Genomic DNA, 24,718 nt, shown 5'->3' on the forward strand with positions numbered 1-24,718 from the left:
GGTGGCTTCGCGACGACGAAGGGCCGCATCCCGAAAGGGTGCGGTCCTTTGACTTTGGGAACGGGGATGGGGTGCGGCTGGAAAACCTTGATGCACGAGCTGCGGCGCGAGGGGCCCGCGTTGTGACGCCCGAAGCCGCCGGCTTCATCGACAAGGCGGGGCGCTGTCTCCGTTACGCCCGCGTCAACCTGGGCGTTCAGCCCGCGTCCGCCTGACGCGAGGTTCCGCCGAAGCTCCCCACCGCCTGCCACGCCACGCAGGCCGCCTGCAACGCCACCACCGCCAGCATCGCCATCCGGTGGGCCTCGGCGGCGTAGCCGGCTCCCGCCGGAAACAGGCCGAGGAAGGCGCCGATGGCCGGTTGCAGGGTGAAGGCGACGACGAACATCAGCAGGTTCACCGCCGTGCTGACCCGTCCCGCCAGCTCCGCCGGGAAGCGCTGGGTCAGCAGCGAATAGCCCATCACCGAGGCGCTGGCGAAATAGGAGTACAGCACCCATTCCATCGCCGGCGACAACCCGCCGACACCCAGCGCCATGGCGCCCTGCACCGCGACGGCGAGGCTCACCCCGACGGTCTGCACCGTCAGCGGCGTCAGCCCGAACCGCCGCGCCGCGTCGGCGATCAACCCGAAGGAGGCGTAACCGGCCACCATCGCCACCGCCGCGTGTTGCAGGTGGGTCGCCACCGCCAGCCGGTCCATCGCCTCGACGTCGCGCAGCCAGGGCCCCGCCCACAGGCTGATGTAGGCGAGGAAGCCACCCTGCACCGTGGCGCAGGCCGGCGCCAGCCGCCAGAAGACCGGGCTGCGGAACACCGCCGCCGTGCCGCGCAGCATGTCTCCCAGCGTGGCCTGTCCGGAGCCCTCCGGCCGGCGCTCCGGCACGGTGACGAACAGCGCCACGGCGACCGCCACCGTCGCCGCCGCGATTCCCAGGAACAGCCCCCGCCAGTCGGTGAGGTCGAGCAGCAGCCGCACCGGCGTGGTGGCGAACACCGCGCCCAGGCCGCCGCAGGCGAGGAACAGCCCGTTGACCAGCGGCAGCCGTTCGCGCGGCCACCACATGACGTTGGCGGTCAGCGCCGCCATCAGGCAGGCCGACACCCCCAGCCCGATCAGCGCCCGCCCCACGGCCAGCGTCGCCAGATCCCCGCCCAGCGCGAACAGCGCCGCTCCGGCCGCCGCGACCACCAGCAGGGCGCTTTCCACCCGGCGCGGCCCGTAACGGTCGAGCAGCAGGCCGAGCGGCGGCTGGAACAGCCCGAAGGCGATGAAATAGGCGCTGGTCAGGAAACCCAGCCCGGCCGCCGTGACGCCCAGCGCCGCCGTCAACTCGTCGGCGATCACCGCGTTGACGGTGCGGTACAGGTAGGACAGGAAATAAGCCAGTGCGAAGGGCAGGAAAACGGTCAGGATGCGGCGGGCGACGCTGTGCGTCTCCGGCGCGTCCATGCGGACGGCGGTCGTGTTCGTCACCGGTTCGGCTCCCCACGCGGCGTTTTCCGCCGCTGCTTCTGTCGCTGTTTCCATTGGTCGCGCGGCGCCGCCGCGCGTCTTCTCCCAAGCGTCAGCTAACCCCAGCCGGGGTGCCCCGTCCAGCGAAACCCCGCCCAAATTGTTCGCGGTACGAACTTGACGCAGGGCGTGAACCGGCGCACCCTTGGATCCGTGATGGATGGTGCCCGACACGCATTGATCCCACAACGCCGACCGGTCTGACCGACCGGCCGGATTGAAGGCTGGAGTTCGAGCGGCAACGCCCCGGTGGCCGTCCCAGTACGGACCACGCTCACAGACCACGTTGCCCGTCCGGCTGACCGGCGGCGGAGCCATACCCGGGTGGCTCCGCCGCCGATTGTTTTTTGGGCCGCTTTTCTGGGCTCCTTTCCGTTCCCGGATCTTCCCTGGAACCGTCATTCCCTTGTCACGCACCCTTTTCACGCACATCGCGCGCGGCGAACACACGCGCCGCGATCCGCTGGTGCGATCGGCCGTTTTCACGGTTGATCGGATGAGGCCGTCCTGTTTTTCCCCGGACGTTTGCCTCTGATATCGAACGAAATTCAAACGAAAATTCAGAAAAGATTGATCGGCTTTTGCAAAATGGGGGTAGCGCCTGTGGCTTTAACGAGCCATTAACCAGGATAGTCTGAATTTAGGCTCATCAGACGCGGCCAGTTCAGCCGATCCGGTGATGGCGATTTAGCGGCATCATGGCGGCGGACGCACCGTACGGCAACCCTTCTCCCGTTTTCCGCTTCCGAAAGGCCCGACCCCATGACCGTGACGGGTGTCCTCCGCAAGGCGGCCGATGCCGGAGCCGACAGGCTCGGCCAAGCCCGTCACGCGGGCCTTCTGCTGGCGGTCCTGCTGCTGGCCGGCTGCCCCGGCACCACCGGCGCGCCCGGCGCCGGCTTTCCCGATGCCTCGTCGGCGAACCGGGCGATGCTGACCCCGGTGCCGAAGGTGAAGCCGACGCCGCGCCCGGTCGTTCCGGCCGCCGCGCCGGCGGCCCCCGCCGATCCCCTGGTCGCGGCGCTGCCGCCGCCGGTTCCGGGCGACATCCCGGTCGTCGCGGTTCCCCCACCCGCTCCCGCAACCCCCAACGCCGACCCCGACAGCCTCGTCGGGCTGGACGAAGTCCAGACCCTTCATCTCCTGGGTTCCCCCGTTGCGCGGGAAGAGGCGCCGCCGGCCAAGGTCTGGCGGTACGCCAAGGGCGATTGCACGCTCAAGGTCTTCTTTTTCATGGATATGACCGCCTCCCAGGACTTCCGCGCCCTCTCCTACGACATGAAGAGCAGCCCCAATGTCCCTGATGCAGACCATCGATGCTTCGCCCAGCTCCTCGCCCAAGCCGGTTCTGCCGGACGTTAAGGGGGGGATGGCCGCCATGACCGAGACGACGATCGCCCGCGTGGCACTGGTCGACGACGACGACCTGTTCCGCGAATCGCTCAGCCTCAACCTCGGCGACGAGGGCTACGAGGTCATCACCTTCGACCGTGGCGAGCCGGCGCTGGACTTCTTCGCCGCCGGCGGCTCGGTGGACGTCGTGCTGCTCGACTGGCGCATGCCGAAGATGGACGGCATCGACGTGCTGCGCCAGATGCGGGCGCGCGGCATCGACGCTCCGGTGATCTTCCTGACCGTGCTGTCGGACCAGATCTACGAGGAGGCGGCGCTGGCCGGCGGCGCGCTCGACTTCGTCGAGAAGTCGCGCAGCCTGTCGATCCTGCTCAAGCGCATGCGCCTGATCCTCGACGGCATCAAGGGCGGCGCCGAGGAGGCCGAGGGCGCCGGTCCGCAGACCGTCCACACGCTGGGCGAGCTGGAGCTGCGGCTGGACAACAGCCGTGCCTTCTGGATGGGCAAGCGCATCGACCTGACGCTGACCGAGTTCAACATCGTCAAGCTGATGTCGACCCGGCCGGAGGAGGACGTCTCCTACCGCGAGATCTACGATCTGGTGCACGGCAAGGGCTTCATGGCCGGCTACGGCCCGTCGGGCTACCGCGCCAACGTCCGCGCCTTCATCAAGCGCATCCGCCAGAAGTTCCGCGCTGTGGATGCCGGCTTCGGCTGCATCGAGAATTATCCGGGCTTCGGCTACCGCTGGGGCAAGGGCGAGGGCGGTGCCGCCCAGATGCGTGACGACTCCCGCGACGACGACGCCGCCACCGCCGAGGATGCCCTGATCGATGGCGCTGCTGCCGATTGATGCCGGAATGCGGGCGACCGGCGATGCCGGCCGTCCGCTCCGTGACCGCCCGCTCCGTGGCCGGACCCCCGGCCGCCTGCGCTGGCTGTGGCGCTCGCTCGCCAGCCGGCTGGTCCTGCTGACCCTCGTGTTCCTGGCGGTCCCGGTCCTGCTCTACGACCAGTTCCAACGGGCCGACGAGGCCTCCCAGCTTCTGCTGCTGCACAGCGCGCAGCGCCAGGGGGAGCTGATCGCCCGTGCGCTGGAGCCGGAGCTGGCGGTGATCGACCGCAGCGCCCTGCCGGCGCTGAGCGGCACGCTCGCCCGCTTCGCCGACGAGCGCACGCGGCTGAAGCTGCTGGTCCGGCCGCGCGCCGGCTCGGGCGCGGAAGCCTTCTATTATGTCGCCGCCGCGCCCGGCCTGCCGACCGCCGACCTCGACGTCGAGCGCCGGCAACTGCTCGGCCAGGGCGTGCTCGACCGGCTGGGCACGAGCTGCGCCGGGAATTCGACCCTCGCCATGCGGGTGCCCCACGCCTCGGGCGGCGAGGAGGTGCTGTCCTCCATCACCCCGATCAAGACGAATTTCGGCTGCTGGGCGCTGGTGACCAGCCACGCGACCGAGGGTTACGTCGCCTCGTCGCTCGGACGGCCCTACTGGCGGACCCCGGCGGTCCAGGCGGCGGCGGCGGTCTATCTGGCGATGGCCCTGCTGGTGCTCGCCGTGCTGGCCGGGGTGTGGCGCAACCTGCATCGCTTCGGCGATCTCGCCCGCGACCTCGTCGGTGGCGAGGGGGCCGGGGACGACGGCAAGGCCTCCTTCGCCGAGCGCAACACGGTGCCCGAGCTGTCCGGGGTCGCCGAGGATTTCGACCGGCTGGTCGACACGCTGCGCGACAGCTCCCGTTCGCTGCGCCGCGCCGCCGAGGACAACGCCCACGCCTTCAAGACGCCGATCGCGGTGATCCGCCAGTCGGTGGAGCCGCTGCGCCGCGCCCTGCCGACCGACAACGCCCGCAGCCAGCGCGCCCTGACGATGATCGAGAAGTCGGTGGACAAGCTCGACGGGCTGGTGTCCTTCGCCCGCCGGATGGACGAGGCGGCGGCCGACCTGCTGGCCCCGACCCGCCGCCGGGTCGACCTGTCGGCGCTGGTCGAGCGGATGGCCGGCGGCTACACCGGGCTGCTCGCCGAACGGCAGCTCCACATGCGCTCGCGGATCGACGCGGGGCTGGTGGTGCGGGCCAGCGAGGAGACGCTGGAGACCATCGTCGAGAATCTGGTGGAGAACGCCGTCAGCTTCTCCCCCGCCGACGGGGCGGTCAGCGTGCGGCTGACCCGCGTCGGCGCCTGGGCCGAGCTGGTGGTCGAGGACGAGGGGCCGGGCGTCGATCCGGCCAACCTGGATCGCATCTTCGAGCGCTACTTCTCCCAGCGCGAGCCGGGGCGCGGCATGCCGGAGGACGAGGCGGCGGCCCAACAGGCCGGGTCCACCCATTTCGGGATCGGCCTGTGGATCGTCCGTCGCAACATCGAGGCGTTCGGCGGCCGGGTCCGCGCCGAGAACCGCCCGTCGGGCGGTCTCCGGATGACGGTCGCGCTGCCGGTCGCCGGGTGAGGGGGCAGACGCCCCCGCGCCCTCAGCAGTCGGCGTCCTGCGTCGGCATCAGTTCATACTGCGGCTTGAAGCCCGGCAGGGCGCGCATGCGGGCGGCCCAGGCCTGGATGTTGGGGTATTTGGCGGCGTCGACCGCCGATTCCTCCAGCAGGTCGATCCAGGGGAAGGCGAAGATGTCGGCGATGGTGACGCGCCCGCCTTCGATGAAGTCATGGCCGGCGAGATGCTGGTCGAACAGCGCCAGCCCCGAGGCGGCCGAGGCGTCGATCCAGGGCAGTGCGTTGGCGTCGCCGTTGAACTTGCGCACCGCGCGGGCGCGCTGCACCGGCAGCAGCACGTCGGCCAGCCAGCTCAGCCATTCGGCCAGGCGCAGCTTCTCGACCGCGTCGCGGCCGCCGAACTTGCCGGTCTGCTCGGCCAGATAGGGCAGGATGACGTTGGATTCCGACAAAGCGAGGTCGCCATGCACCAGCGTCGGCACCCGGCCGAAGCGGTTGATCGCCAGATAGCCGGGCGTCTTCTGCTGGCCGCTGCGCAGATCGACATGGCGGTAGGTGAAGGGGATGCCGGCGAGGCGGAGGAACAGGGCGATGCGAAAGGCCGGCTGCGAGTTGCTGTTGCCGTGGAGGGTGAAGGCGGCGGTCACGGTCTCTGGTCTCCCTTTCCGGTTCCGCGGCGCCGTGCCGCGGTTGGGAGAATCATGGCCGGAAACCGCGGGGCCGCGCCAGTGGAAACGCCGGGGAGCGTGTCGCGGCTTCCGCTGGGCGGGCCGGCTTGACCGGTCCCGCTTCTTTCACTAGAGACTCCGTCGTGACGGGTGATGGTCCCGGACAACGCCACCGGACCGGAACCGATGCCGGTTTTCCAACGGCGAAGGCACGGCGGCACGGCGGCATGGACATGGACAGGGACGGAGCGGGCGGGGACGGAGCGGCGCCGTCGATCCTGGTGGTGGAGGACAACGCGCTGATGCGCAAGCTCTTTGTTCGCTGCCTGGAGGAGGGCGGCTACGAGGTCGCCGAGGCGACCGACGCGCGGACCGTGCTGGAGCGGATGCGGGATTTGCGGCCCGATCTGGTCGTGATGGACATCGTCATGCCCAACCTGTCGGGGGTCGAGGTGATCCGCCAGATCCGCGCCGCCGCCGATCTGGCGGCGACGCCGGTGGTGGCGGTGACCAATCTGGCCTCGGACGCCGACAGGCGCCGGCTCTCCGACGCCGGGTTCGACGCGCATATGCCCAAGCCGGTCAAGCCGAAGGAGCTTCAGTCGGTTGTCGCCGGTTTCCTCAAGGCGCCGACCGCCTGACGCCGGCCCTGTCGGCAGCAGTAAGGGAGTTCGGGATGCGGCGGCTGTGGTTCGTGCCGGGCGGTGTGGGGCTGGCGCTTCTGGCCGGCGGCTTCGCGGCTGGGGGCGTCGCGGCCGGCGACGTGCCGCCGACCGACTGGCCGACCAGCCAGAGGCACGAGGAATACCGCGTGCATCCGCCCCGCCAGTTCGTGCCGCCCCGCATGCGCTACACCCACAGCCGCAAGGTCTATGTGTTCCCCAACGGGCTCGATGGTCTGGCGACGCTCGACCGCACCCTGTCGCACCTGTGCCAGCGCGGCGCCTTCATCCAGAGCAGCGACGGCTTCTATTGGGCGGTGACGCCCGGCCGGCGCTACGGGGTGGCCTTCTCCGGCGGCGCCAACCTGGAAGATGCCCAGCAGAAGCGGCAGCCGGGAAAGGTCTATTTCTTTCACAACCAGGACAGCCGCTGCACCGTCCATGTCGGCGATCAGGCCAAGCTGATGCCGCATTACGTCGGTTCGTAGCGTCACCGCCGAGGGCCGGTCGAGTCAATCCCGCCAAGCCGGTGGGGGGTTATCGGACCAAGGGGGTGGGAAGTGGGCGGCCGACGGCGAAGCGGATGTTCTCGCTGTTCACGCTGTCGCCCGGCCCGAACTGGAAGCTGCCGACGCTGCCGTCCGGGTTGGTGCCGAACAGGATGAAGCCGGGGCCGACCCCGTTGGTGACGGTGCGGGTCTTGCCGTCGACCAGCTCGCTCTGCTCGCGCACCGTCGGGTAATTGGCGTAGAGCGTCTGGAGTTCCGGATGCGCCGCCCGCACCGCCGGCGGCAGGGTGGCGAAGCCGTAATGGGTGACCGACGAGGCGTCGAGCACCATCAGGAAGGCGCTGCCGGGGACGTTGGGGATCGGCTTGCTCATCACCACCATGACGTGGCCGGTGTCGTCGGCCGGCTTGCCGCTGTAGGGTGCGCCGCAATGGCCGGGCAGGCACCAGGACAGGATGTCGCCGGGCTGCACCGCCGCCAGCGTCTTCACCGCCTGGAAGGGCGCGCCGGCCGGCAGGTTGGCGAAATACTGGCGGTAGACGGTGGCGCGCGGGTAGGGCCGTCCGGCCTCGCCCGCAACCTGCGGCTGATAGGCGCGCACCGCCTCGTAATGCAGCGGCAGCCGTTCCAGATTGTGCGAAACCCAGCCCGAGCAGTCCGCGTCGATGTCCAGCCGGCCCTCGCCGTAGGGGCGGATGACGGCGCCGAGCATGCTCGTCTCGTGGACGTATTGCGTCTTCGCCAGCTTCTGCGCCAGGGCGGCGGCGTTGCCGATCAGCGTCGCGGCGGGGGCCGTGGCGTCGTCGGCCAGCGCCGGCCGGGCAAGCGTCAGGCCGGCGGCGACACACAGGGCGGTGAGCATGGCAAAACGCATCATGATGATCGGCTTTCCGTTGAGCGGTGTGTGGGTGGCACGATCTTAAGGGGATTTTCTGTTCGATCAACGCCCATCGCGTGTGGGGTCTGCCTCTGGGATCGCCGGGAGGACATCCCCATATAGGGGCGATTCGTCCTCTGGCCCGAGCGTCCGCCCTTGCGCATTCCCCCTCTGAACAGCGTTCTCGACGGCGTCGTGGATGCCGGCGCCCGTCTGCTGGAGCCGAACGTCCGCCTCGGCGTCACCGGCCTGCGGCGGGCCGGCAAGACGGTGTTCGTCTCGACCCTGGTCGACAATCTGCTGAAGGCCGGGCGCCTACCCTTTCTCGACGTGGTGTCGTCGGGCCGCTTCCAGGCGTCGCGCCTGCGCCCGCAGCCCGATCCCGACGTGCCGCGTTTCGACGTCGAGGGGCATCTGGCGGCGCTGACCGGTCCCGATCCCCATTGGCCGGAGCCGACGCGCGGCATCGGCCAGCTGCGGCTTGCCCTGCGCTACCGGCCGGGGTCGTCGCTGAAGCGGGCGGTGCAGCCGGTGGCGACCCTCAACCTCGACATCGTCGACTATCCCGGTGAATGGCTGCTCGACCTGCCGCTGCTGCGCCAGAGCTTCGCGGAGTGGAGCGCGCTGACGCTCGACCTCGCCGCCCGGCCGCCGCGCGACGAACTGTCCCAATCCTGGCGCGGCTGGCTCGCCACCATCGACCCGGCCGCCCCGGCGGAGGAGGATTCGGCGCGGCGCGGGGCGGCGCTCTACACCGACTATCTGCACGCCTGCCGCCGGGCCGACACGCTGCTCAGCCTGATCCAGCCGGGCCGCTTCGTCGAGCCGGGCGACATGAAGGACGCGCCGCTGCTGACCTTCTGCCCGCTGCCGGGCGCCACGCGCGGGCGCGGCAGCCTGTGGGCGCTGATGGAGGAGCGCTACGAGGCCTACAAGACCAACGTCGTCCGCCGTTTCTTCAGCGAGCATTTCGCGCGGCTCGACCGCCAGATCGTGCTGATCGACGTGCTGGGCGCGCTGAACGCCGGGCCGTCCGGCATGGCCGACATGAAGCGCGCCCTGGAACTCAGCCTGGAGCCCTTCCGCCACGGCGGGGCCGGCTGGTTCGACTGGCTGTTCGGCGGCAAGATCGACCGCGTGCTGTTCGCCGCGACCAAGGCCGACCACATCGCCGCCCACCAGCACGCGCAGCTGCGCACGCTGCTCGACCGGCTGGTCGCCGACGCGCGCTCCTCGATCCGCTTCGAGGGGGCGGCGGTCGAGACGATGGCCATCGCCGCGCTGAAATGCACGGACAGCGTGACGACCGAGCATGAGGGCCGGCAGCTCCGCTGCGTGCGCGGCGTGCCGGTCGGGCGCGACCGGCCGACCGTGCTGTTCCCCGGCGAGATCCCGGAGGACGCCGACGCCTTCCCGCCGGGGCGCGAGCGCCCCTACAATTTCCTGTCCTTCCGGCCGCCGGCCGATCTCGGCCGCGACCCGCGCGGGCTGCCGCACATCCGGGTCGATCAGGCGCTGCAATTCCTGCTGGGGGATTATCTGGAATGAACGAGCGGACCTCCCATTGGGTTCCGCCGATGGAACTCGACCCCGCCCGCGCCGCGCCTGTGCCGGTGGCGGAGGAGGAGGCCATCATCGCCGGCCGGGCGGCGGAGCTGCTTCCGGTCGCGGACGGGCCGGCGCCGCCGCGCCGCCGGGTCGGCCGCTGGCTGGTCGGGGCGGTGGCGGCGCTGGTGCTGGTGGCGCTGGGCTTCGACACCGCCGACCTGCTGGGCCGGGCCTTCGCGACCAGCCTCGCGCTCGGCATCCTGGTGGCGTTGCTGGTCGCCATGGCCGGCGTCGCCGCCGTCGCCCTGCTGGTCGGCGAACTGCTGTCGCTGCGCCGCCTGCGCCGCATCGAGGCGCTGCGGGTCGAGGCCGAGCGCCTGACCATCGACGCCCGCCAGGGAGAGGCCGAACGCTTCGCCGGGTCGCTGGTGGCGCTCTACGCCGCCCGGCCGGAGCTGGAGATGGCGCTGGCCGGCGTGCGCGACCACGTCACCGACGCCCATGACGACGGCGAGATCGTCCGGCTGCTCGACCGCGAGGTGCTGGCGCCGCTCGACCGCGCCGCCTACCAGCGGGTGCTGCGGGCCGCGCGCGACACGGCGGTGGCGACGGCGCTGAGTCCGGCGGCGGTGCTCGACCTGCTGGTCGTGCTGTGGCGGAACCTGAAGCTGGTGCGCGAGATCGCCGCCCTCTACGGCGCCCGGCCGGGCTATGTCGGGTCGCTGCGGCTGCTGCGCCGGATGCTCGCCAACATCGCCGTCGCCGGGGTGGCGGAGAGCGCCCACCACGTCGCGGTGGAGGCGCTGGGCGGCTCGCTCGCCGCCGCCGTCTCGACGCGGATGGGGCAGGGCGTCATCAATGGGCTGCTGACCGCGCGGGTCGGCATCACCGCCATGCATCTGTGCCGTCCCATCGCCTTCGGCCCCGACAACCGCCCCAGCCTGAACCGCATCCGCAAGGAGTTGCTGTCGCTGCCCAAGCAGGTGCTGTAGCCGGCTCTGCTTCCACGGCGCAACGCCCCGGCCGGAGGAACCGGCCGGGGCGTTGGGAGGGCTGGAGAAAGGCTCAGCGCTGCTGGAGGAGGGCGCGCTGCCCGGCGAAATTGCCGATGCCGGCCGAGAGGTTCTGGACGTTGCCGAGGTTGCCGCCGGGGATCGGGCCGCGGCTGCCGAACTGCTGGACCAGCGCGCTCTGCGAGGCGCGGTTGCCGATGCCGGCCGCCGTGTTGCCGACGAAGGCGGTGTTGGAGCCGCCGCCGAGCACCGGGGCGCCGAGGATGCGGCCGGGGCCGCCCTGCATCACGGTGACGCCCTGGCGGGCGACGTTGCCGACGCCGGCGGCCATGTTGCTGACGTCGGCCGTGTTGGCGGTGCCGAGGATGCTGCCGCCGGTCGCCTGCCGGGTCATCGCCGACTGAAGCGCCACGTTGCCGACGCCGGCCGCGGTGTTGGAGATCGTGCTGCTGTTCTGGGCGAAGGCCGGGGCCGACAGCAGGGCGACGGTGGCGAAGCCGGAGAGCAGGGCGGTGCGGATCATGGCGCGTCTTCCTTCATGGTAGGGAGGAGGGGCGGGGAAAGGAGCGGGGAGGAGGGAGGCGAGGCCGGCGGTGGCTGGCCGTCCTGGCCATCTGCCCTGTCACCGTCTCGATGACTGGACACTACCCCCGCCCCGGATCCGCCGCTGTGAGCCGCGCCACAAACCGGCGCTCTTTCCCAACCGTCAGTCCGTCCGCCGGCATCCGGGCTTGACGCCCGCCCTCGTCCGGGCCGAACGTTCCGGCCCTTTTCCACGACCTGCCGATGGTGCCGACGATGACCGACCTCCCCCCGACCGGCGACAGCCTGATCCGCCACGACGCGCTGGTGGACCTGATGGCGCGCATCTTCGAACGCCACGGCTGTTCGGAGACGGTGGCGCGGATCCTCGCCGCGAACTGCGCCGGCTGCGAGCGCGACGGTTCCTTCAGCCACGGCGTGTTCCGCATCCCCGGCTATGTCGGCTCGTTGAAGAGCGGCTGGGTGGACGGCCGGGCCGTGCCGGTGCTGGAGGAGGCCGGCCCCGCCTTCCTGCGGGTCGACGCCGCCAACGGCTTCGCCCAGCCGGCGCTGGAGGCGGCGCGGCCGCGGCTGATGGAGATGGCTCGGGCCGGCGGCATGGCTCTGCTGGCGATCCGCAACTCCCACCATTTCAGCGCGCTGTGGCCGGATGTCGAGCCCTTCGCGCGGGAAGGGCTGGTGGCGCTGTCGGTGGTCAACAGCTTCGCCTGCGTGGTGCCGCATGGCGGCCATTCGGCGGTCTACGGCACCAACCCGATGGCCTTCGCCACCCCCTGCGCCGGCGGCGAGCCCATCGTCTTCGACCAGGCGGCCAGCTCCATGGCCAATGGCGACGTGCGCATCGCCGCCCGCGAGGGGCACGATCTGCCGCCGGGCTACGGCGTGGACCGCGACGGCACCCCGACCACCGACCCCAGGGCGGTTCTCGACGGCGGAGCGCTTCTGCCCTTCGGCGGGCACAAGGGGGCGTCCATCGCCTTCCTGATCGAGGTGCTGTCGGCGGCGCTGACCGGTGGCCGGTTCTCCTTCGAGGTCGACTGGTCGGCGCATCCGGGCGCCGAAACCCCGCACACCGGCCAGCTCCTCATCCTCATCGACCCGGCGCGCGGCGGCAACGCCGGTTTCGCCGAGCGAGTGCTGACCCTGACGGACCGCGTGCGCGCGGCCGGTCAGACGCGCATGCCCGGCGACCGCCGCCATGTCCACCGCGCCCGCACCGATGCGGAGGGAATCCCGCTCGGCAACGCCAAGCTGGCCGAGCTGCGCGCCCTCGCCTGACCGCCGGCATCCCCAAAATCGGCATCCCCAAAATCGGCCTTGCGGTCACGGGTCGGGCGGCACGGCCTCCATCGTCTCCCAGGGGACGGGCGCCGGCCGCTCGCCGGAGGGCAGCAGATCGTTGCTGCCCCAGCGCAGCAGCAGGAGCAGGACCCATTCCGCCTTGTTGGAGAAGCCGTACTGCGGGCCGCTCGACGCGACGAGGGCGCCGGTCTTGCGGTCGTAGGCGGTCGCCGCGACCTTGGCGACACCCTGGGTCAGCTCCTTCTTGAACAGGGAGATTTCCGGCGTCGTGGCGTTCTGGGTCATCGGCAGCGGCACGTTGATGCTCGGGATGCCGACCAGCGAGCTTTCGCTGTCCACCGACAGGGCGCCGACCCGCAGTTCGACGATCGTGTCGGCGCCGTCACGCGACGACAGAATGCGCGCGCCGCGCCGCAGCAGGGCGTCGCGGATCGCCGAGACGGCGTATTTGTTGTCGTAGCCCTCGACGCTGGCGGCATCGACATAGACGCTGCCCTGGATCGATAGGGTCTGGGCCAGCCGCTCCGCCGCCTTGTCGGCCGCCGTCGAGATCAGGAGCTGCTCCGTCGCCGTCCGCGCCGGCCGCGTGACCTGCGAGGAGGAGCAGGCGGCCAGCAGCAGCGCCGCGGCCAGGGTGGCGGCGCCCGCCCTGGCGCGGCTTGCGGTCTCGGTCGGGAAGAAACCCATGGAAACGCTCTCGCTTGCTTTTGGGGACGCCCACCATCCCCGGCTGGATGGCGGCGGAGGCCCCCGGCGCCGGCGTCTAGAAGCGCGCGGACACCGACAGCGACCCGTAGGTGTCGGCCTTGTCCTGGCCGTCGAACTCCTTGGTGCGGAAGATGTGGGTGTAGGCGACGCGGACGTCGCTGACCGTCACGGCGAACCCGAGTTGCAGGTCGCCGACCAGCGGCTTCTTGTCGACGCTGGGGCTGGAGCGGAACGTGTTGCCGTCGAGGAAGATGTCGCGGGCCACGGCGCGGCCCTGGACGCTGGCGAACAGATACCAGCCGAAGCTGCGGTCCGGCTCGAAATAGCTGGTGCCCTGGAAGGGCGGGGCGATGCGTGGCGGGCCGTAATCCTGCGGCAGGTCGGCGCCGATCCGCAGGGTCAGCCCGGCCGAGGCGAGGGTGTAGACGTTGCCGAGGCTGACGCCGAGGTCCGGCGTGGCATCGAAGGCCAGCCCGAAGGGGGAGGCCGCGTAGACGCCGCGCCAGGCGCGGTTGTAGCTGAGCACCACCCCCGGCTCGTTGCGGAGCTGGTGGCCCCAGCCGCGCGGCTTGCGGGAGTCGGTCAGCCGGTGCACGAATTTCTGCGTTTCGTCGGCGAGCGACGCCGGCCCGACCACCCCGAGCGTCAGGTTCAGGCGGTCCAGCGTGGTTTCCGTCTCGGAGGCGAGGCCGGCGTTGACGTAGAGGAAGCCGGCGTAGGGCCGGTCGCCGGGATCGGGCACCGGCGGTTCGATCTCGCGCGGGGTGAACATCTTCTGGCCGAGCGCGTAGGTGATCCGCCGCTTGGTGCCCTGGTTGAACAGCGGCAGGGCGTCGGCCAGCCCGTCGACCCAGCCCGGCAGGCCGGGCTGCGCCGGGGTGTAGGAGAACTGGATGCCGTTCGTGTAGTGCCGGTCGTCGTTGGCGAACAGGTCGTTCTCGACGATGACGGAGAAGATGCCGTCGGGATCGCGGTCGGTTTTCTGCGCCAGCGCCGGGTTGCCGGGCAGGCTCAGCAGTCCGGCCAGCAGAAAGGCGGTTGCGGGGAAAAAGGCGAGGGATCGGACGGGCCGCCGGATGGAGCGGGGGGCGCGCATGCTGGTCCTCTTCTTGGCGGCGGGCATTTCGATGCGGATGCTGATTGTTCGTGAATTCAGCCGTATGCGATCGTTTTTGCGATTCCAGAACTGGAGTTTTCTTTCCAAAGCGCAAGCCCTGCCCGCAGGGATTAACCCGCGCTTCTCGGGCGGGGAAGCCCGACGGGCAACCGTCCAAAGCCTCTCCCCGTGAAGGAAAGAGGCTTTTCCGTCATGCGATTGTCCGGAGAACCCCTGCCCGTCAGTTGACGCGGGGCAGGCTTTCCCGCTCGATCCGCGGCCAGAGATGCGCGACCGAGCGGCGGTATTCGGCGCGCAGCACGCCGAGCCCGTGGAAGCGCTCGGGGATCGGCAGTTCCAGCGCGTCGGTCATGTCGAGCCCGGCCTCCACCGCCGCGCGCAATGTGGCGTCGAGCCAGGTCAGCCAGTCGCGGGTCTGGGCGACGCAGGCCTTGTCGGGACGGATGTGGCCGTGGTTGGGCACCAGCAGGCGGACGCCGTCCAGCGCCTCGACCGCGTCCAGCGCCTTCAGCCAGGCGGCGACGTCGGCGTGCGGGGTGGTCGGGGTGCGGCCGCAGAAGACCACCCCGCCGGCGAACAGCACGCCGGTGGTCTCGTCGAGCAGGGCGAGGTCGGCGGCGGTGTGGCCGTGCAGCGGGATCAGACGCAGCCGGTGGTCGCCGAAGACGACGGTGGAACCGAAGACCGGCTCGTCCGGGATCACCACCTCGGTGCCGCGCATCCAGTCGCCGATCATCCGGTACATGTTCTCGGCGATGCCGGACCCTTCCTCGCGGATGCCGGCGATGGTGCCGGGCAGGGCCGCGACGGGCGCCTCGGCGAAGGCTTGGGCGCCCAGGAAATAGTCGGGGTGCAGGTTGCTGATGTAGGTCTTGCGGACCGGCTTGTCGGTGACGCGGCGGATCGCGGCGCGCATCTCCTCGCCGTAGCGGCGCGACGGGCCGGTCTGGATGACGATCACCCCATCGGCGGTGACGATGAAGGCGGCGTTCAGGATGTTGCCGCCGTTGTCGCGGGTGAAATGCTCGGTCGAGCCCTCGAAGACGTAGGTGTCGGGGGCGATCGGCTTGGGCGTCAGCCCGTAGGTCCGTGGCCCCTGGGCGCCGGCGGTTCCGGACAGGAGGCTCCCCGCCAGGACGCCGGCGGCCAGAAGCAGGCTTTTCAGGAGGCGGCTGTGCGGCGTCATTGGCCGAGGCTCCGGTCGGAGGCGGCGGGAGAGGGCGCCGGCAGCGGGATGGTCGCGGCGATGACGCCGCCCTGGTTGTCGCGCCCGCTCAAGGTCAGCGCCGTGCTGCCCGGCGGCGGGCGGAGGTCGAGCGAGAAGACCGGATCCTCCGACACCGGCTCCAGGCTGTCGATGCGGGCCAGCTCGGGGCCGGGACCGGCGGCGCCGTGGGCGCGGACGCTCAGCGTCTCGATGAAATAGGCGGGGATGCCGGGCACGAGGCCGGTGTCGTTGGGGTGGCGGACGCGCAGGCGCAGCCGTGCCGTGCCGTCGGCGCGCGCCGGCCAGGCGCGGGCCTGCACCTCGCCGACATGGTCGGCCCAGTCCTTCTGCGCGTAGGTGGCGGGCGGCGCGCTGCATCCCCCGCCGGCCGCGTCCACCAGCACGCCGGAGACGTGCCAGACCCCGTCGGCGGTGCGGGCGGCGCCGTGCACGGCGGTCGCCTGCTGGATCTTGATGCGGGTGGCGATGGTCGCCGCCGCCCCGTGGGGGTGGTAGCGCAGGACCAGGGGAAACGGGTTGAGATCGGCGATGGCGACGATCTCGACCACGTCGGGCAGCGCGCTGGCGTCGATGGCGATGGGGACGGCGCGGGTGTCCTCGGCGTCGGCCGGTGCGCTCACCTTGACGCGGTCGTCGAAGCGGAGCGGCGCGTCGCCGAAATACTGGTCGCGCAGCGCCTCCCACATGACCGACCCCAGCGGATCGGGCGGGCCGGCGGCCGCGGCGGCGGAAGGACCGGCGATGGAGACCAGCATCAGCGCGGCAAGCCCCCGCAGTGCGCCGCCCGCGATCATGAACGCCCCGCCCATCGCTTTCCCCCCTGCTTCCGGTCCGGCTCCGGCGCGCCCAGGATAAACTTCGTCCGCTTGTTGAATAATTGGACTTTCGTACAAGATCGGGCGGGGCGGGGCGGGGCGGTGAGGGGAGGCCGGCGTCAGCCCTGGTTCTGCGCGTCCATGGACAGGAAATGCCGGCGCATCCGCGCGGCGTCGGGCTCGGTGCCGGTGAAAAGACGGAAGGCGTCGGCCGCCTGATAGACCGCCATGCCGCCGCCGTCCAGCGTGCGGCAGCCGCGCGCCCGCGCCTCGCGCAGCAGCGCGGTCTCCAACGGGAAATAGACGATCTCGGCGACCCACAGCCCGCCGTGGAGCTGCTCGGCCGGGAGCGGCAGGCCGGGGAACTTCGCCATGCCGGTCGGGGTGGCGTGGATCAGTCCGTCGGCCGCCGCCATCGCCGCCGCGAGGTCGCTGGCCGCCGCCGCCCGGCCGGCGCCGAAGCGGGCGTCGAGCTGTCCGGCCAGGGCCTCGGCCCGGCGCGGGTCGGCGTCGACGACGGTGACGCGCCCGGCGCCGAGCTGGAGGGCGGCGTGGCCGACCGCCGCACCGGCCCCGCCAGCCCCCAGCAGCACCACCCGGTCGCGCGGCACGGCGGGCAGCCCGTCGCGGAAGCCGGCGGCGAAGCCGGAGCAGTCGGTGTTGTGGCCGATGCGCCTGCCGTTCCGGAAGACCACCGTGTTGACGGCGCCGATGGCGCGGGCGTCGTCCGACAGGTCGTCGAGCAACGGGATGACCGCCTGCTTGCAGGGAAAGGTGATGTTCAGCCCGGTGAAGCCCATGCGCTCGGCCGAGGTCAGCAGTTCCGGCAGGGCGTCGGCGCCCAGCCCGAGCCGGTCGAGGTCGATCAGCCGGTAGATGCAGCGCAATCCCTGGGCGTCGGCCTCCCGCTCGTGCATCGCCGGGGTGCGCGACGCCTGGATGCCGGCGCCGATCAGCCCGACGATGACGGAGTCGGGCGGGGTGGAGGGGTGCGCCTTGGCGGGCGGGGTGGCGGGCGCGGCGGTCATGAGGCCTCACTGGGGAAAAGCATGGGTCCGGTCGGGGGGGGCGGCGCCGGCCGGGAGGGGGCTGCGGGTTCGGCCGCCCGCCTCCCCTAGTCGAGATAATCCTGCGGGCGGGCGCCCTCGCGGAGCTGGGCCTGGATGGCCATGCGGACCGGGGCGTTGACCGCGCCGAACTGGCGGTAGCCGCCGCGCCGCTCGACCACCTCGAAGAAGAAGCGGTCGGCGAAGCTGTCGGTGTAGGCGTGGCGGAACTCGCCGCCCCCGCCCCCGCTTCCGTGATCGTCGCGGTCGTAGAGCAGCTCGCGCCGCTTCAGCAGCGCCAGCTCGTCGTCGTCGAGCGGGTGCTTGACCGCGAGGTCGTCGTAGTAGTTGGCCGGGATCGGCAGGAAGGGGGCGCCGGCCGCCGACAGCGCCTCGACCAGTGACGCCGCGTCCGGCGTGCCGAAGGCGACATGGTGGACGCCGGCCCCGGAGGTCGCGCTGACGAAGCGGCCGGTCGCGGTGCGCCGGCTCTCCGAGATGTTCAGCGGCAGCCGCACGCCGCGCCCGGTCCCGGCGTCGGGGCTGACCAGCGCCCGGCTGCGGATCAGGCCGTAGGGGTCGGGCAGCTCCCACAGGGTTTCCGGGACGAAGCCGAAGACCGCGCGGTAGAACAGCACGAAGCTGTCCATCCGCCCGAAGGGCAGGGCCTGGGCGACATGGTCGATGCCGGTCAGGGTCGTCGCCGGGTCGTCCTCAACCGCCGCGCCCGGCAGCAGATGGAAGTCATCCTCCCAGATGCTGCGGCCGGCGGGGTCGCCCTCCACCAGATGTATCAGCGTGCCGTCGGGCGCGCGCAGCGCCGGGATGTGGCGCTCGCCGTCGCCGACCCGCTCGCGCCACAGCACGCAGCGCAGAGCCTCGGCCCGCGCGATGGCGCGGCCGGCGTCGTCGACCCGGAAGGCCATGGCGCAGACCGAGGGGCCGTGCATCTGGAAATGCTCCGACGCCGCCGAATCCTCCTCGCTGTTCAGCACGAGGTTGACGCCGCCGTTGCGGTAGAGGTCGACGTCCTTGGAGCGGTGGCGTCCGGCGCGGCGGAAGCCCAGCGTGCCGAGCAGCGCCGCCAGCTTTTCGCGTGCGGCGGCGTCGACGGCGAATTCCAGGAACTCGACGCCCCGGCAGTCCGGTGGCTCGGGCAGTCCCTGGCCGTGGCCGGCCTCCGCCTCGACATGGATGAGGGAGCGCAACCCGTCGAGCGCGGTCAGCCGGGCGGGGGCGGCGCGGAACTCGTCGTTGAAGATCTCCAGCGACAGCGGGCCGCGGTAGCCGGCGTCCAGCACCGCCTTGAGGAAGCCGGTGACCGGAAGCTGGCCCTGGCCGGGGAAGTTGCGGAAATGGCGGCTCCAGGACAGCACGTCCATCGACAGCTTCGGCGCGTCGGCGAGCTGCACGAAGAAGATCTTCTCGCCCGGCACCCCGGCGATCCCGGCGTAGTCGTCGCCGAGCGACAGGGTGTGGAAGCTGTCGACGATCAGCCCCAGCGCCGGGTGGTCGGCGCGTTGGACGATGTCCCAGGCCTGGGACCAGCGGTTGACGTGGCGGCCCCAGGCCAGCGCCTCGTAGCCGACGCGCAGGCCCCGCCGGTGCGCCCGCTCGGCCATCTCGGCGAGGTCGGCGGCGGCGCGCGCCGGGTCGTCGATGGCGGCGGCTTGCGTGTTCGAGCAGACCAGCACGAGGTCGGTGCCGAGCGCCTGCATGACGTCGAACTTGCGCTCGGCGCGATCGAGGTTGCGGGCGCGGATCGGGTCGGGCATCGCCTCGAAGTCGCGGAAGGGCTGGAAGATGGTGATCTCCAGCCCCAGCCCCTCGGCGATGCGCCGCACGTCGGCCGGCGAGCCGTCGAAGGTCAGCAGGTCGTTCTCGAAGATCTCGACCCCGTCGAATCCGATGGCCGCCGCCGCCTCCAGCTTCTCCGGCAGGGTGCCGCTGAGCGAGACCGTGGCGATCGACTTGGCGAAGGTGAAGGGGGCGGCGGGCATGCGGTGGGCTCCCATGCGGTGGGCTCCTGGATGCGGGGCAAAGAACCCCTGCCTCGGTCTGCCGGCGCCGTCGCGACGGCGGCGGGGCTGCAGGTTACGGTCCGGATGGAGGAACGATCCGTTGGCCAGACCCGTCATGGCCCAGGCAGGGGAAGGGCGAAGGGACGGAAGGGCGTCAGGCGCAGGCCGGCTCGACCCGGCGGCCGGTGGCGGCGGCCTGCTTGACGGCGGCGACGACCTTCAGCGTGTTCAGCCCCTCCCGGCCGGACACGACGGGGGCCTCGACGCCGCGGATGACGTTGCACAGGTTGCGGATTTGCAGACCGAGCGGATCCTCGACGCCGGTCGGCAGCCGTTCGCGGGCGATCGGTTCCCACCAGCTCGGCCGGGTCGGGTGGTGCCACAGGTCGAGCTGGGGCACCGTCAACGAACCCCGCGTGCCGCCGATGGTGTAGCAGGTCTCCTGCGTGTGGCTGTAGGCCGGGTTCTCGCCGCTGGTGAACTCCCAGCTCCAGGGGGCGGCGATGGCGTCGGAAACGTTGACGGTGCCGAGCGTGCCGCTGGCGAAGCGCAGCAGGATGACCGAGGTCTCCTCCACCGCGTTGCCGCGCAGCGCGTTGGATTCCAGGGCCTGGACCTCCACCACCTCGCCGCACAGGTGGCGCAGCAGATCGACGTCGTGGATCAGGTTCAGGAAGACCGGCCCGGCCCCCTTCTCGCGCCGCCAGGGCGCCTCGAAATACTCGTCGGGCTTGCAGAACCAGCAGGTCCCCTGCACCGAGACGATCGGGCCGAGCCGCCCGGACTCGATGACCCGCTTGGCCTCGCGGATCAGCGGGTTGTGGCGGCGGTGGTGGCCGACCAGCAGCGGCACGCCGGCGGCCTCCGCCGCCTCGACCAGCCGGGTGGCGCCGCCGACGTCGTCGGCCAGCGGCTTCTCCACCAGCGCCGGGATGCCGGCGGCGACGCTCTCCAGCCCGTTCCCGACATGCATCTGGTTGGGCGTGGCGATGATGACGCCGTCCGGCCGCCCGGCGCGCAGCATCGCCGCGAAGCTCGGATACCAGGCGGCGTCCATTCCGGCGGCCAGCGCCTCGGCGGCCGGGGAAGGGTCGACGATCGCCGCCAGTTCCGATTCCGGCCGGGCCAGCACCTGCTCGATGTGGCGCTTGCCGATCAGCCCCGCCCCGAGGACGGCCAGCCGGACCGGCGGTTCCGCCACCCGGCCGGCCTCAACCATCCTGGCGTGCCTTCTCGTCGATCAGCCAGCCGACGCGGCGCAGCGCCAAGCTGTAGCCCTGGGTGCCGCAGCCGGCCATGACGCCGTCGGCCCGCAGCGAGACGAAGGAGTGGTGGCGGAATTCCTCGCGCTTGTGGACGTTGGAGATGTGGACCTCGATGACCGGCCCGTCGAAGGTGTTGAGCGCGTCGAGGATCGCCACCGAGGTGTGGGTGAAGGCGGCCGGGTTGATGACGATGCCGCCGGCGGTCTCGCGCGCCTCGTGGATCCAGTCGATCAGCTCGTATTCGCGGTTGCTCTGGTGGAAGCGGATCTCCAGCCCGAGTTCGCCGGCCAGCGCGCGGCATTCGGCCTCGACGTCGGCCAGCGTCGTGTGGCCGTAGATGTGCGGCTGGCGCTTGCCGAGCAGGTTCAGGTTGGGGCCGTTCAGGACATAGACGAGGCGGCTCATGAAGTCATCCTTCTAGGTGGGACGTGATGGGACTGGTGGTTCTTCCCCTGCGTCATGCCCGGCTTTATGCCGCGCATCCACGGCCGCAAATCATCATGGATAAGGTTGCAGGTGGATGCCCGGACCAAGTCCGGGCATGACGTTGCCCTGGGGCGATTGCCGGTTTCTCAATGGTGGGCCAGGATCTCGCCGAGGAAGGCGCGGGCGCGCGGGTGCCGCGGGGTGCGGAAGAAGGTCTCCGGCTCGGCCTCCTCCAGGATCTCGCCGTCGGCCATGAAGATCACGCGGTCGGCGACCTGCCGGGCGAAGCCCATCTCGTGGGTGACGCAGACCATCGTCATGCCGTCGCGGGCCAGCCCGACCATGGTGTCGAGCACCTCCTTGACCATCTCGGGGTCGAGCGCCGAGGTCGGCTCGTCGAACAGCATGACCTTGGGCTCCATGCACAGCGCGCGGGCGATGGCGACGCGCTGCTGCTGGCCGCCGGAAAGCTGGGCGGGATACTTGTGGGCGTGCTCGGCGATGCGGACCCGCTCCAGGAAGCGGCGGGCGGTGGCCTCCGCCTGGGCGGCGGTGACGCCGCGCACCCGCATCGGCGCCAGCGTGCAGTTCTGGAGCACGGTCATGTGCGGGAACAGGTTGAAGTTCTGGAACACCATGCCGACCTCGCTGCGCACCGCGTCGACGCTGCGGGTGCTGTCGTCCAGCCGCGTGCCGTCCACCGTGATGCGGCCGTCCTTGATGGTCTCGAGCTGGTTGATGCAGCGGATCAGCGTGCTCTTGCCCGAGCCGGACGGGCCGCACAGCACGATCTTCTCGCCGCGCCGGACGGCGAGGTTGACGTTCCGCAGCGCGTGGTAGGCGCCGTACCATTTGTTGACGTCCTCCATCAGGATCAGCGGATCGCCGGCGGCCGGAAGGGAGGCAGGGGACGGACCGGGAACGGTTGGGCGCGTGGCGTTGATGTCCTGCACGGGGGAAGTCCCTGCGATGTCGGGGAGGAAGGGCGCCCAAGAGAGCGGGCGCCCGCAAGGGCCGCGTCAGCCGACGGTGAAGGGAATGCCTTCCAGCGTTTCCGGGAATTCCGGCGGCGCGAAGCCCATCCACGTCTGGTAGACCTTGGCCAGTTCGCCGTTGGCCTTGATCTTGTCGATGAAGGCGTTGATCGTCGCGTTCCATTCCTTCTGGCCCAGCCGGGTGCCGGCGCCGTTGTACTGGCGGACGAAGTCGAGCTTGCGCTCGTAGGTGTCGGGCTGCGCCTTGTTGAGGCGGAGCGGGTAGAACTGGTTGGCGCCGACCGCCTGCACCTGCCCCGACAGCATCGCCTGGATGGTCGCCGCGTCGTCGTCGAAGCGGCGGATGGTGGTGCCCTCCGGCGCCGCCTTGGTCACGGCGGTGTCCTGGGCGCTCGACCGCGCCACGCCGATGATGACGTTCTTCATGTCGGCGTTGGTCTTGATGACCGTGCTCTTGGGCGCCACCAGCACGATGTCGTTGGCGGCGTAGGGCTTGGAGAACTGGATCGCCTTGGCGCGGTCGGGGTACATGCCCATGGTGGCGAACAGCACGTCGACGCGTCCGGTCACCAGCGCCGGGATGCGGTTGGCGACCGCCGTCGGCACGAACTCCACCGGCAGCCCCAGCTCCTTGCCGAACAGTTTGGCGATGTCGGCGTCGTAGCCCTCCTGCACGCCCTGCGAGTTGAGGAAGCCCCAGGGCGGGTTGTCGCCCTGGATGCCGACGACGAGCTTGCCCTTGCTCTTGATGTCGGCCAGCGACTGGGCGGCGGCCATGCGGCTGCTCATCGTCAGGACGGCCGGGGCGGCCAGCACGGCCAGCCCGGTGGCGAGCAGGCTGCGGCGCGACAAACGGGAGCAGGACGGGCGGAAGGAGGGCGGGCGGAAGACGGGCGTGTCGGTCATGCTGGGTTTCCTCCGTTTTTGATGGCGTGTCTTTGGAGCCCCGCCGGCGGTTGCTGCCGGCGGTTGTTTCTTCGGGAGCCGGTCAGCGGGCGGTGGCCCGCGCCATCCGGTTTTCGATGCGCGAGCCGTAGAGCGACAGCGGCCAGCAGAGCGCGAAGTAGACCAGCCCGACGACGCCGAAGACCAGCAGCGGCGCGAAGGTCTGGTTGGAGACGATCTGCCCGGCCCGCGCCAGCTCGATGAAGCCGACGATGGCGGCCAGCGAGGTGCCTTTGATGAGCTGGACCAGGAAGCCGACGGTCGCCGGCAGCGCGATGCGGAAGGCCTGCGGCAGGATCACGTCGCGCATCCGCGGCAGGTAGTGCATGCCGAGCGCCTTGGCCGCCTCGGTCTGCCCCTTGGGCAGCGCCTCGATGGCGCCGCGCCAGATCTCGCCGAGGAAGGCGCTGGCGTGCAGCGTGAAGCCGATGGCGACCGCCAGCCAGGCCGGCAGGTTGAGGCCGAGCAGCCCGAGCCCGTAATAGACGACGAAGAGCTGCATCAGCAGCGGCGTGCCCTGGAAGACCGCGATGTAGCCGGCGGTGATCCGGCGCGCCACCAGCGAGGTCGAGGTGCGCGCCAGCGCCACCCCCAGCCCGCCGATCCCGCCGCCGACGAAGGCGATGGCGGCGAGCAGGACCGTCCAGCTCAGCCCGTGCATCAGGAAGGTGAACTCGCCGAACCCGAAACTGTTGCCCATCACCGGCGCTCCTATCGGGTCGGGTAGTGGAAGTAGCGGCGCGAGAAAACCGAGAAGCCGGTCATCATCAGCCACGAGATGCCGAGGTACATCAGCGTGATGGTGAAATAGACCTCGAAGCTGCGGAAGCTGTCGGACTCGATCCGCTGGGCGACCGAGGTCAGTTCGTAGGCGGCGATGGCGGAGCAGATGCTCGACGTCAGCGTCAGCATGATGAACTGGCCGGTCAGCGACGGGTAGATGGCGCGCAGCGCCGGCTTCAGCACGATCATGCGGAAGACCTGTCCCTTGTGCAGGCCGAGCGCGAGGCCGGCCTCGATCTGGCCCTTGTCGATGCTCTGCACGCCGCCGCGGATGATCTCGATGGCGTAGGCGCCGCCGTTCAGACCCAGCGCGATGATCGCGGTGACGGTCGGGTTCAGCGTCAGCCCGATGTTGGGAAGGGCGAAGAACAGGAAGAAGATCTGCACCAGGAAGGGCGTGTTGCGGATCACCTCGACGAAAACGATGACCGGCAGCCGCAGCCAGCGGCGGTTCGAGCCGCGCGCCACCACCCCGCCGATGCCGATGACCAGCGCCAGCGTCATCCCGGCGAGCGCAAGCCCGATGGTGGCGAGGCACCCCTGGAGCAGTTCCGGCAGCGCGTCGGCCACGACGCTGAAGTCGAGTGTGTAGTCCAAGGCGCCTCCTCCGCTCCCTTGTGTCCACCGTTTCCCTGTGGCGGGCCGTTCGTTGGGCCCGTCCTGTTCGCCGTGGCCGCCCGGAGGGCGGCCTGTGGGGAACGTGGCGGGGCCGGCGCCGCGGCGGTGTTCCGTTCTGTGGTCCGATTGATAAACCAACCGGACGGTCAGTGTCAACGCAGTTTGTGCGTCCAGCGAACCAATCCATCGGATTGCCGCGAACATACGCACGAAAATGTCGATTAATCAGGCGATTGGCCGAATTTGTGAGGAGCTGCTCGATTTTGGCGGCGTTCAACAAACAAATAAATCCGCATGAAGGGATAATCGGC

25 protein-coding genes are annotated in these 24,718 nt (G+C 70.8%); 9 read left to right on the top strand and 16 right to left on the bottom strand.

What is annotated here, in order from left to right; genetic code table 11:
- Positions 1-196: 196 nt before the first annotated feature.
- Positions 197-1,477, bottom strand: a complete 1,281-nt coding sequence (locus tag JN22_RS14285) for an MFS transporter (protein WP_179166156.1) — start codon at positions 1,475-1,477, stop codon at positions 197-199.
- Positions 1,478-2,278: 801 nt separating this feature from the next.
- Here JN22_RS14285 and JN22_RS14290 point away from each other — a divergent pair.
- From JN22_RS14290 to JN22_RS14300, 3 genes are read left to right on the top strand one after another with little or no spacing between them, the layout of a single operon-like run.
- Positions 2,279-2,878, top strand: coding sequence for a hypothetical protein (locus tag JN22_RS14290; protein WP_085554701.1), 600 nt, complete (start codon positions 2,279-2,281; stop codon positions 2,876-2,878).
- 16 nt (positions 2,879-2,894) lie between these two features.
- The gene (locus JN22_RS14295; protein ID WP_223677712.1) at positions 2,895-3,722 is read left to right on the top strand and encodes a response regulator transcription factor; all 828 of its coding nucleotides are present in this window, start codon (positions 2,895-2,897) and stop codon (positions 3,720-3,722) included.
- Positions 3,703-5,319 carry a sensor histidine kinase gene (locus JN22_RS14300; protein ID WP_085554531.1) on the top strand — a complete coding sequence of 539 codons (1,617 nt, stop codon included), beginning with the start codon at positions 3,703-3,705 and terminating at the stop codon, positions 5,317-5,319. Before JN22_RS14295 ends, JN22_RS14300 begins: the two co-directional genes overlap by 20 nt.
- Positions 5,320-5,341: 22 nt before the next feature.
- On the opposite strand, the gene JN22_RS14305 is transcribed toward JN22_RS14300, so the two are convergent.
- Entirely contained in the window at positions 5,342-5,965 is a 624-nt protein-coding gene (locus JN22_RS14305) for a glutathione S-transferase family protein (protein WP_085554532.1), read from the bottom strand.
- A gap of 248 nt (positions 5,966-6,213) precedes the next feature.
- Between JN22_RS14305 and JN22_RS14310 the strand changes: the two genes are divergently transcribed.
- The gene (locus JN22_RS14310) at positions 6,214-6,627 is read left to right on the top strand and encodes a response regulator (protein WP_223677713.1); all 414 of its coding nucleotides are present in this window, start codon (positions 6,214-6,216) and stop codon (positions 6,625-6,627) included.
- Positions 6,628-6,662: 35 nt separating this feature from the next.
- The gene (locus tag JN22_RS14315) at positions 6,663-7,136 is read left to right on the top strand and encodes a hypothetical protein (RefSeq protein WP_085554533.1); all 474 of its coding nucleotides are present in this window, start codon (positions 6,663-6,665) and stop codon (positions 7,134-7,136) included.
- A 49-nt stretch (positions 7,137-7,185) separates the two neighbouring features.
- On the opposite strand, the gene JN22_RS14320 is transcribed toward JN22_RS14315, so the two are convergent.
- Positions 7,186-8,034, bottom strand: a complete 849-nt coding sequence (locus JN22_RS14320; protein ID WP_085554534.1) for a hypothetical protein — start codon at positions 8,032-8,034, stop codon at positions 7,186-7,188.
- 156 nt (positions 8,035-8,190) lie between these two features.
- On the opposite strand from JN22_RS14320, the gene JN22_RS14325 reads away from it, so the two are divergent.
- Positions 8,191-9,582 (top strand): YcjX family GTP-binding protein, encoded by a 1,392-nt coding sequence (locus JN22_RS14325; protein ID WP_085554535.1) that lies wholly within the window; start codon positions 8,191-8,193, stop codon positions 9,580-9,582.
- A complete protein-coding gene (locus tag JN22_RS14330) occupies positions 9,579-10,574 on the top strand; it encodes a TIGR01620 family protein (protein WP_085554536.1) in 996 nt (331 codons plus the stop codon). Before JN22_RS14325 ends, JN22_RS14330 begins: the two co-directional genes overlap by 4 nt.
- A gap of 73 nt (positions 10,575-10,647) precedes the next feature.
- Here the strand turns inward: JN22_RS14330 and JN22_RS14335 are convergent, their stop codons facing one another.
- The gene (locus JN22_RS14335; protein WP_085554537.1) at positions 10,648-11,118 is read right to left on the bottom strand and encodes a hypothetical protein; all 471 of its coding nucleotides are present in this window, start codon (positions 11,116-11,118) and stop codon (positions 10,648-10,650) included.
- A 275-nt stretch (positions 11,119-11,393) separates the two neighbouring features.
- On the opposite strand from JN22_RS14335, the gene JN22_RS14340 reads away from it, so the two are divergent.
- Entirely contained in the window at positions 11,394-12,416 is a 1,023-nt protein-coding gene (locus tag JN22_RS14340) for an Ldh family oxidoreductase (protein WP_085554703.1), read from the top strand.
- Between the two features lie 45 nt (positions 12,417-12,461).
- On the opposite strand, the gene JN22_RS14345 is transcribed toward JN22_RS14340, so the two are convergent.
- Both JN22_RS14345 and JN22_RS14350 read right to left on the bottom strand, forming a co-directional pair.
- A complete protein-coding gene (locus tag JN22_RS14345; RefSeq protein ID WP_085554538.1) occupies positions 12,462-13,127 on the bottom strand; it encodes a DUF6655 family protein in 666 nt (221 codons plus the stop codon).
- A 76-nt stretch (positions 13,128-13,203) separates the two neighbouring features.
- Complete coding sequence (locus JN22_RS14350) at positions 13,204-14,244, bottom strand: lipid A deacylase LpxR family protein (RefSeq protein ID WP_085554704.1); 1,041 nt, start codon at positions 14,242-14,244, stop codon at positions 13,204-13,206.
- Here JN22_RS14350 and JN22_RS14355 point away from each other — a divergent pair.
- Entirely contained in the window at positions 14,243-14,437 is a 195-nt protein-coding gene (locus tag JN22_RS14355; RefSeq protein WP_143268300.1) for a hypothetical protein, read from the top strand. The two genes, JN22_RS14350 and JN22_RS14355, sit on opposite strands and share 2 nt — an antisense overlap.
- Positions 14,438-14,485: 48 nt before the next feature.
- Here JN22_RS14355 and JN22_RS14360 read toward each other — a convergent pair whose 3' ends face one another.
- From JN22_RS14360 to JN22_RS14405, 10 genes are all read right to left on the bottom strand, one after another.
- Entirely contained in the window at positions 14,486-15,451 is a 966-nt protein-coding gene (locus tag JN22_RS14360; RefSeq protein ID WP_085554539.1) for a quinoprotein relay system zinc metallohydrolase 1, read from the bottom strand.
- On the bottom strand, positions 15,448-16,302 hold the full coding sequence (locus JN22_RS14365) for a quinoprotein dehydrogenase-associated SoxYZ-like carrier (RefSeq protein ID WP_085554540.1): 855 nt from the start codon (positions 16,300-16,302) through the stop codon (positions 15,448-15,450). Before JN22_RS14365 ends, JN22_RS14360 begins: the two co-directional genes overlap by 4 nt.
- 125 nt (positions 16,303-16,427) lie before the next feature.
- The gene (locus tag JN22_RS14370) at positions 16,428-17,336 is read right to left on the bottom strand and encodes a shikimate dehydrogenase (RefSeq protein ID WP_085554541.1); all 909 of its coding nucleotides are present in this window, start codon (positions 17,334-17,336) and stop codon (positions 16,428-16,430) included.
- A gap of 86 nt (positions 17,337-17,422) precedes the next feature.
- Positions 17,423-19,354, bottom strand: a complete 1,932-nt coding sequence (locus tag JN22_RS14375; RefSeq protein WP_085554542.1) for a bifunctional sugar phosphate isomerase/epimerase/4-hydroxyphenylpyruvate dioxygenase family protein — start codon at positions 19,352-19,354, stop codon at positions 17,423-17,425.
- 175 nt (positions 19,355-19,529) lie between these two features.
- The gene (locus tag JN22_RS14380; protein WP_085554543.1) at positions 19,530-20,594 is read right to left on the bottom strand and encodes a Gfo/Idh/MocA family protein; all 1,065 of its coding nucleotides are present in this window, start codon (positions 20,592-20,594) and stop codon (positions 19,530-19,532) included.
- Positions 20,587-21,045 (bottom strand): type II 3-dehydroquinate dehydratase, encoded by a 459-nt coding sequence (gene aroQ / locus JN22_RS14385; RefSeq protein WP_085554544.1) that lies wholly within the window; start codon positions 21,043-21,045, stop codon positions 20,587-20,589. Before aroQ ends, JN22_RS14380 begins: the two co-directional genes overlap by 8 nt.
- A gap of 167 nt (positions 21,046-21,212) precedes the next feature.
- Positions 21,213-21,935, bottom strand: coding sequence for an amino acid ABC transporter ATP-binding protein (locus tag JN22_RS14390; RefSeq protein ID WP_085554705.1), 723 nt, complete (start codon positions 21,933-21,935; stop codon positions 21,213-21,215).
- A 150-nt stretch (positions 21,936-22,085) separates the two neighbouring features.
- Positions 22,086-22,967 carry a transporter substrate-binding domain-containing protein gene (locus JN22_RS14395; protein ID WP_085554545.1) on the bottom strand — a complete coding sequence of 294 codons (882 nt, stop codon included), beginning with the start codon at positions 22,965-22,967 and terminating at the stop codon, positions 22,086-22,088.
- A gap of 82 nt (positions 22,968-23,049) precedes the next feature.
- Positions 23,050-23,706 (bottom strand): amino acid ABC transporter permease, encoded by a 657-nt coding sequence (locus JN22_RS14400; protein ID WP_085554546.1) that lies wholly within the window; start codon positions 23,704-23,706, stop codon positions 23,050-23,052.
- A gap of 11 nt (positions 23,707-23,717) precedes the next feature.
- On the bottom strand, positions 23,718-24,386 hold the full coding sequence (locus JN22_RS14405; RefSeq protein WP_085554547.1) for an amino acid ABC transporter permease: 669 nt from the start codon (positions 24,384-24,386) through the stop codon (positions 23,718-23,720).
- Between the last annotated feature and the right edge of the window lie 332 nt (positions 24,387-24,718).

The sequence above is a fragment of the Azospirillum agricola genome, from assembly GCF_020005195.1.
In the GTDB taxonomy this organism is placed as follows: domain Bacteria; phylum Pseudomonadota; class Alphaproteobacteria; order Azospirillales; family Azospirillaceae; genus Azospirillum; species Azospirillum agricola.

What these genes read in the sequence shown, in the direction of transcription:
- JN22_RS14290 (WP_085554701.1), top strand. Translation starts at nt 2,279, where the DNA reads ATGACCGTGACGGGTGTCCTCCGCAAGGCGGCCGATGCCGGAGCCGAC.
- JN22_RS14295 (WP_223677712.1), top strand. Translation starts at nt 2,895, where the DNA reads ATGACCGAGACGACGATCGCCCGCGTGGCACTGGTCGACGACGACGAC.
- JN22_RS14300 (WP_085554531.1), top strand. Translation starts at nt 3,703, where the DNA reads ATGGCGCTGCTGCCGATTGATGCCGGAATGCGGGCGACCGGCGATGCC.
- JN22_RS14310 (WP_223677713.1), top strand. Translation starts at nt 6,214, where the DNA reads ATGGACATGGACAGGGACGGAGCGGGCGGGGACGGAGCGGCGCCGTCG.
- JN22_RS14315 (WP_085554533.1), top strand. Translation starts at nt 6,663, where the DNA reads ATGCGGCGGCTGTGGTTCGTGCCGGGCGGTGTGGGGCTGGCGCTTCTG.
- JN22_RS14320 (WP_085554534.1), bottom strand. Translation starts at nt 8,034, where the DNA reads ATGATGCGTTTTGCCATGCTCACCGCCCTGTGTGTCGCCGCCGGCCTG.
- JN22_RS14330 (WP_085554536.1), top strand. Translation starts at nt 9,579, where the DNA reads ATGAACGAGCGGACCTCCCATTGGGTTCCGCCGATGGAACTCGACCCC.
- JN22_RS14335 (WP_085554537.1), bottom strand. Translation starts at nt 11,118, where the DNA reads ATGATCCGCACCGCCCTGCTCTCCGGCTTCGCCACCGTCGCCCTGCTG.
- JN22_RS14340 (WP_085554703.1), top strand. Translation starts at nt 11,394, where the DNA reads ATGACCGACCTCCCCCCGACCGGCGACAGCCTGATCCGCCACGACGCG.
- JN22_RS14345 (WP_085554538.1), bottom strand. Translation starts at nt 13,127, where the DNA reads ATGGGTTTCTTCCCGACCGAGACCGCAAGCCGCGCCAGGGCGGGCGCC.
- JN22_RS14355 (WP_143268300.1), top strand. Translation starts at nt 14,243, where the DNA reads ATGCTGGTCCTCTTCTTGGCGGCGGGCATTTCGATGCGGATGCTGATT.
- JN22_RS14350 (WP_085554704.1), bottom strand. Translation starts at nt 14,244, where the DNA reads ATGCGCGCCCCCCGCTCCATCCGGCGGCCCGTCCGATCCCTCGCCTTT.
- JN22_RS14360 (WP_085554539.1), bottom strand. Translation starts at nt 15,451, where the DNA reads ATGACGCCGCACAGCCGCCTCCTGAAAAGCCTGCTTCTGGCCGCCGGC.
- JN22_RS14365 (WP_085554540.1), bottom strand. Translation starts at nt 16,302, where the DNA reads ATGGGCGGGGCGTTCATGATCGCGGGCGGCGCACTGCGGGGGCTTGCC.
- JN22_RS14370 (WP_085554541.1), bottom strand. Translation starts at nt 17,336, where the DNA reads ATGACCGCCGCGCCCGCCACCCCGCCCGCCAAGGCGCACCCCTCCACC.
- JN22_RS14375 (WP_085554542.1), bottom strand. Translation starts at nt 19,354, where the DNA reads ATGCCCGCCGCCCCCTTCACCTTCGCCAAGTCGATCGCCACGGTCTCG.
- JN22_RS14380 (WP_085554543.1), bottom strand. Translation starts at nt 20,594, where the DNA reads ATGGTTGAGGCCGGCCGGGTGGCGGAACCGCCGGTCCGGCTGGCCGTC.
- aroQ (WP_085554544.1), bottom strand. Translation starts at nt 21,045, where the DNA reads ATGAGCCGCCTCGTCTATGTCCTGAACGGCCCCAACCTGAACCTGCTC.
- JN22_RS14390 (WP_085554705.1), bottom strand. Translation starts at nt 21,935, where the DNA reads ATGGAGGACGTCAACAAATGGTACGGCGCCTACCACGCGCTGCGGAAC.
- JN22_RS14395 (WP_085554545.1), bottom strand. Translation starts at nt 22,967, where the DNA reads ATGACCGACACGCCCGTCTTCCGCCCGCCCTCCTTCCGCCCGTCCTGC.
- JN22_RS14400 (WP_085554546.1), bottom strand. Translation starts at nt 23,706, where the DNA reads ATGGGCAACAGTTTCGGGTTCGGCGAGTTCACCTTCCTGATGCACGGG.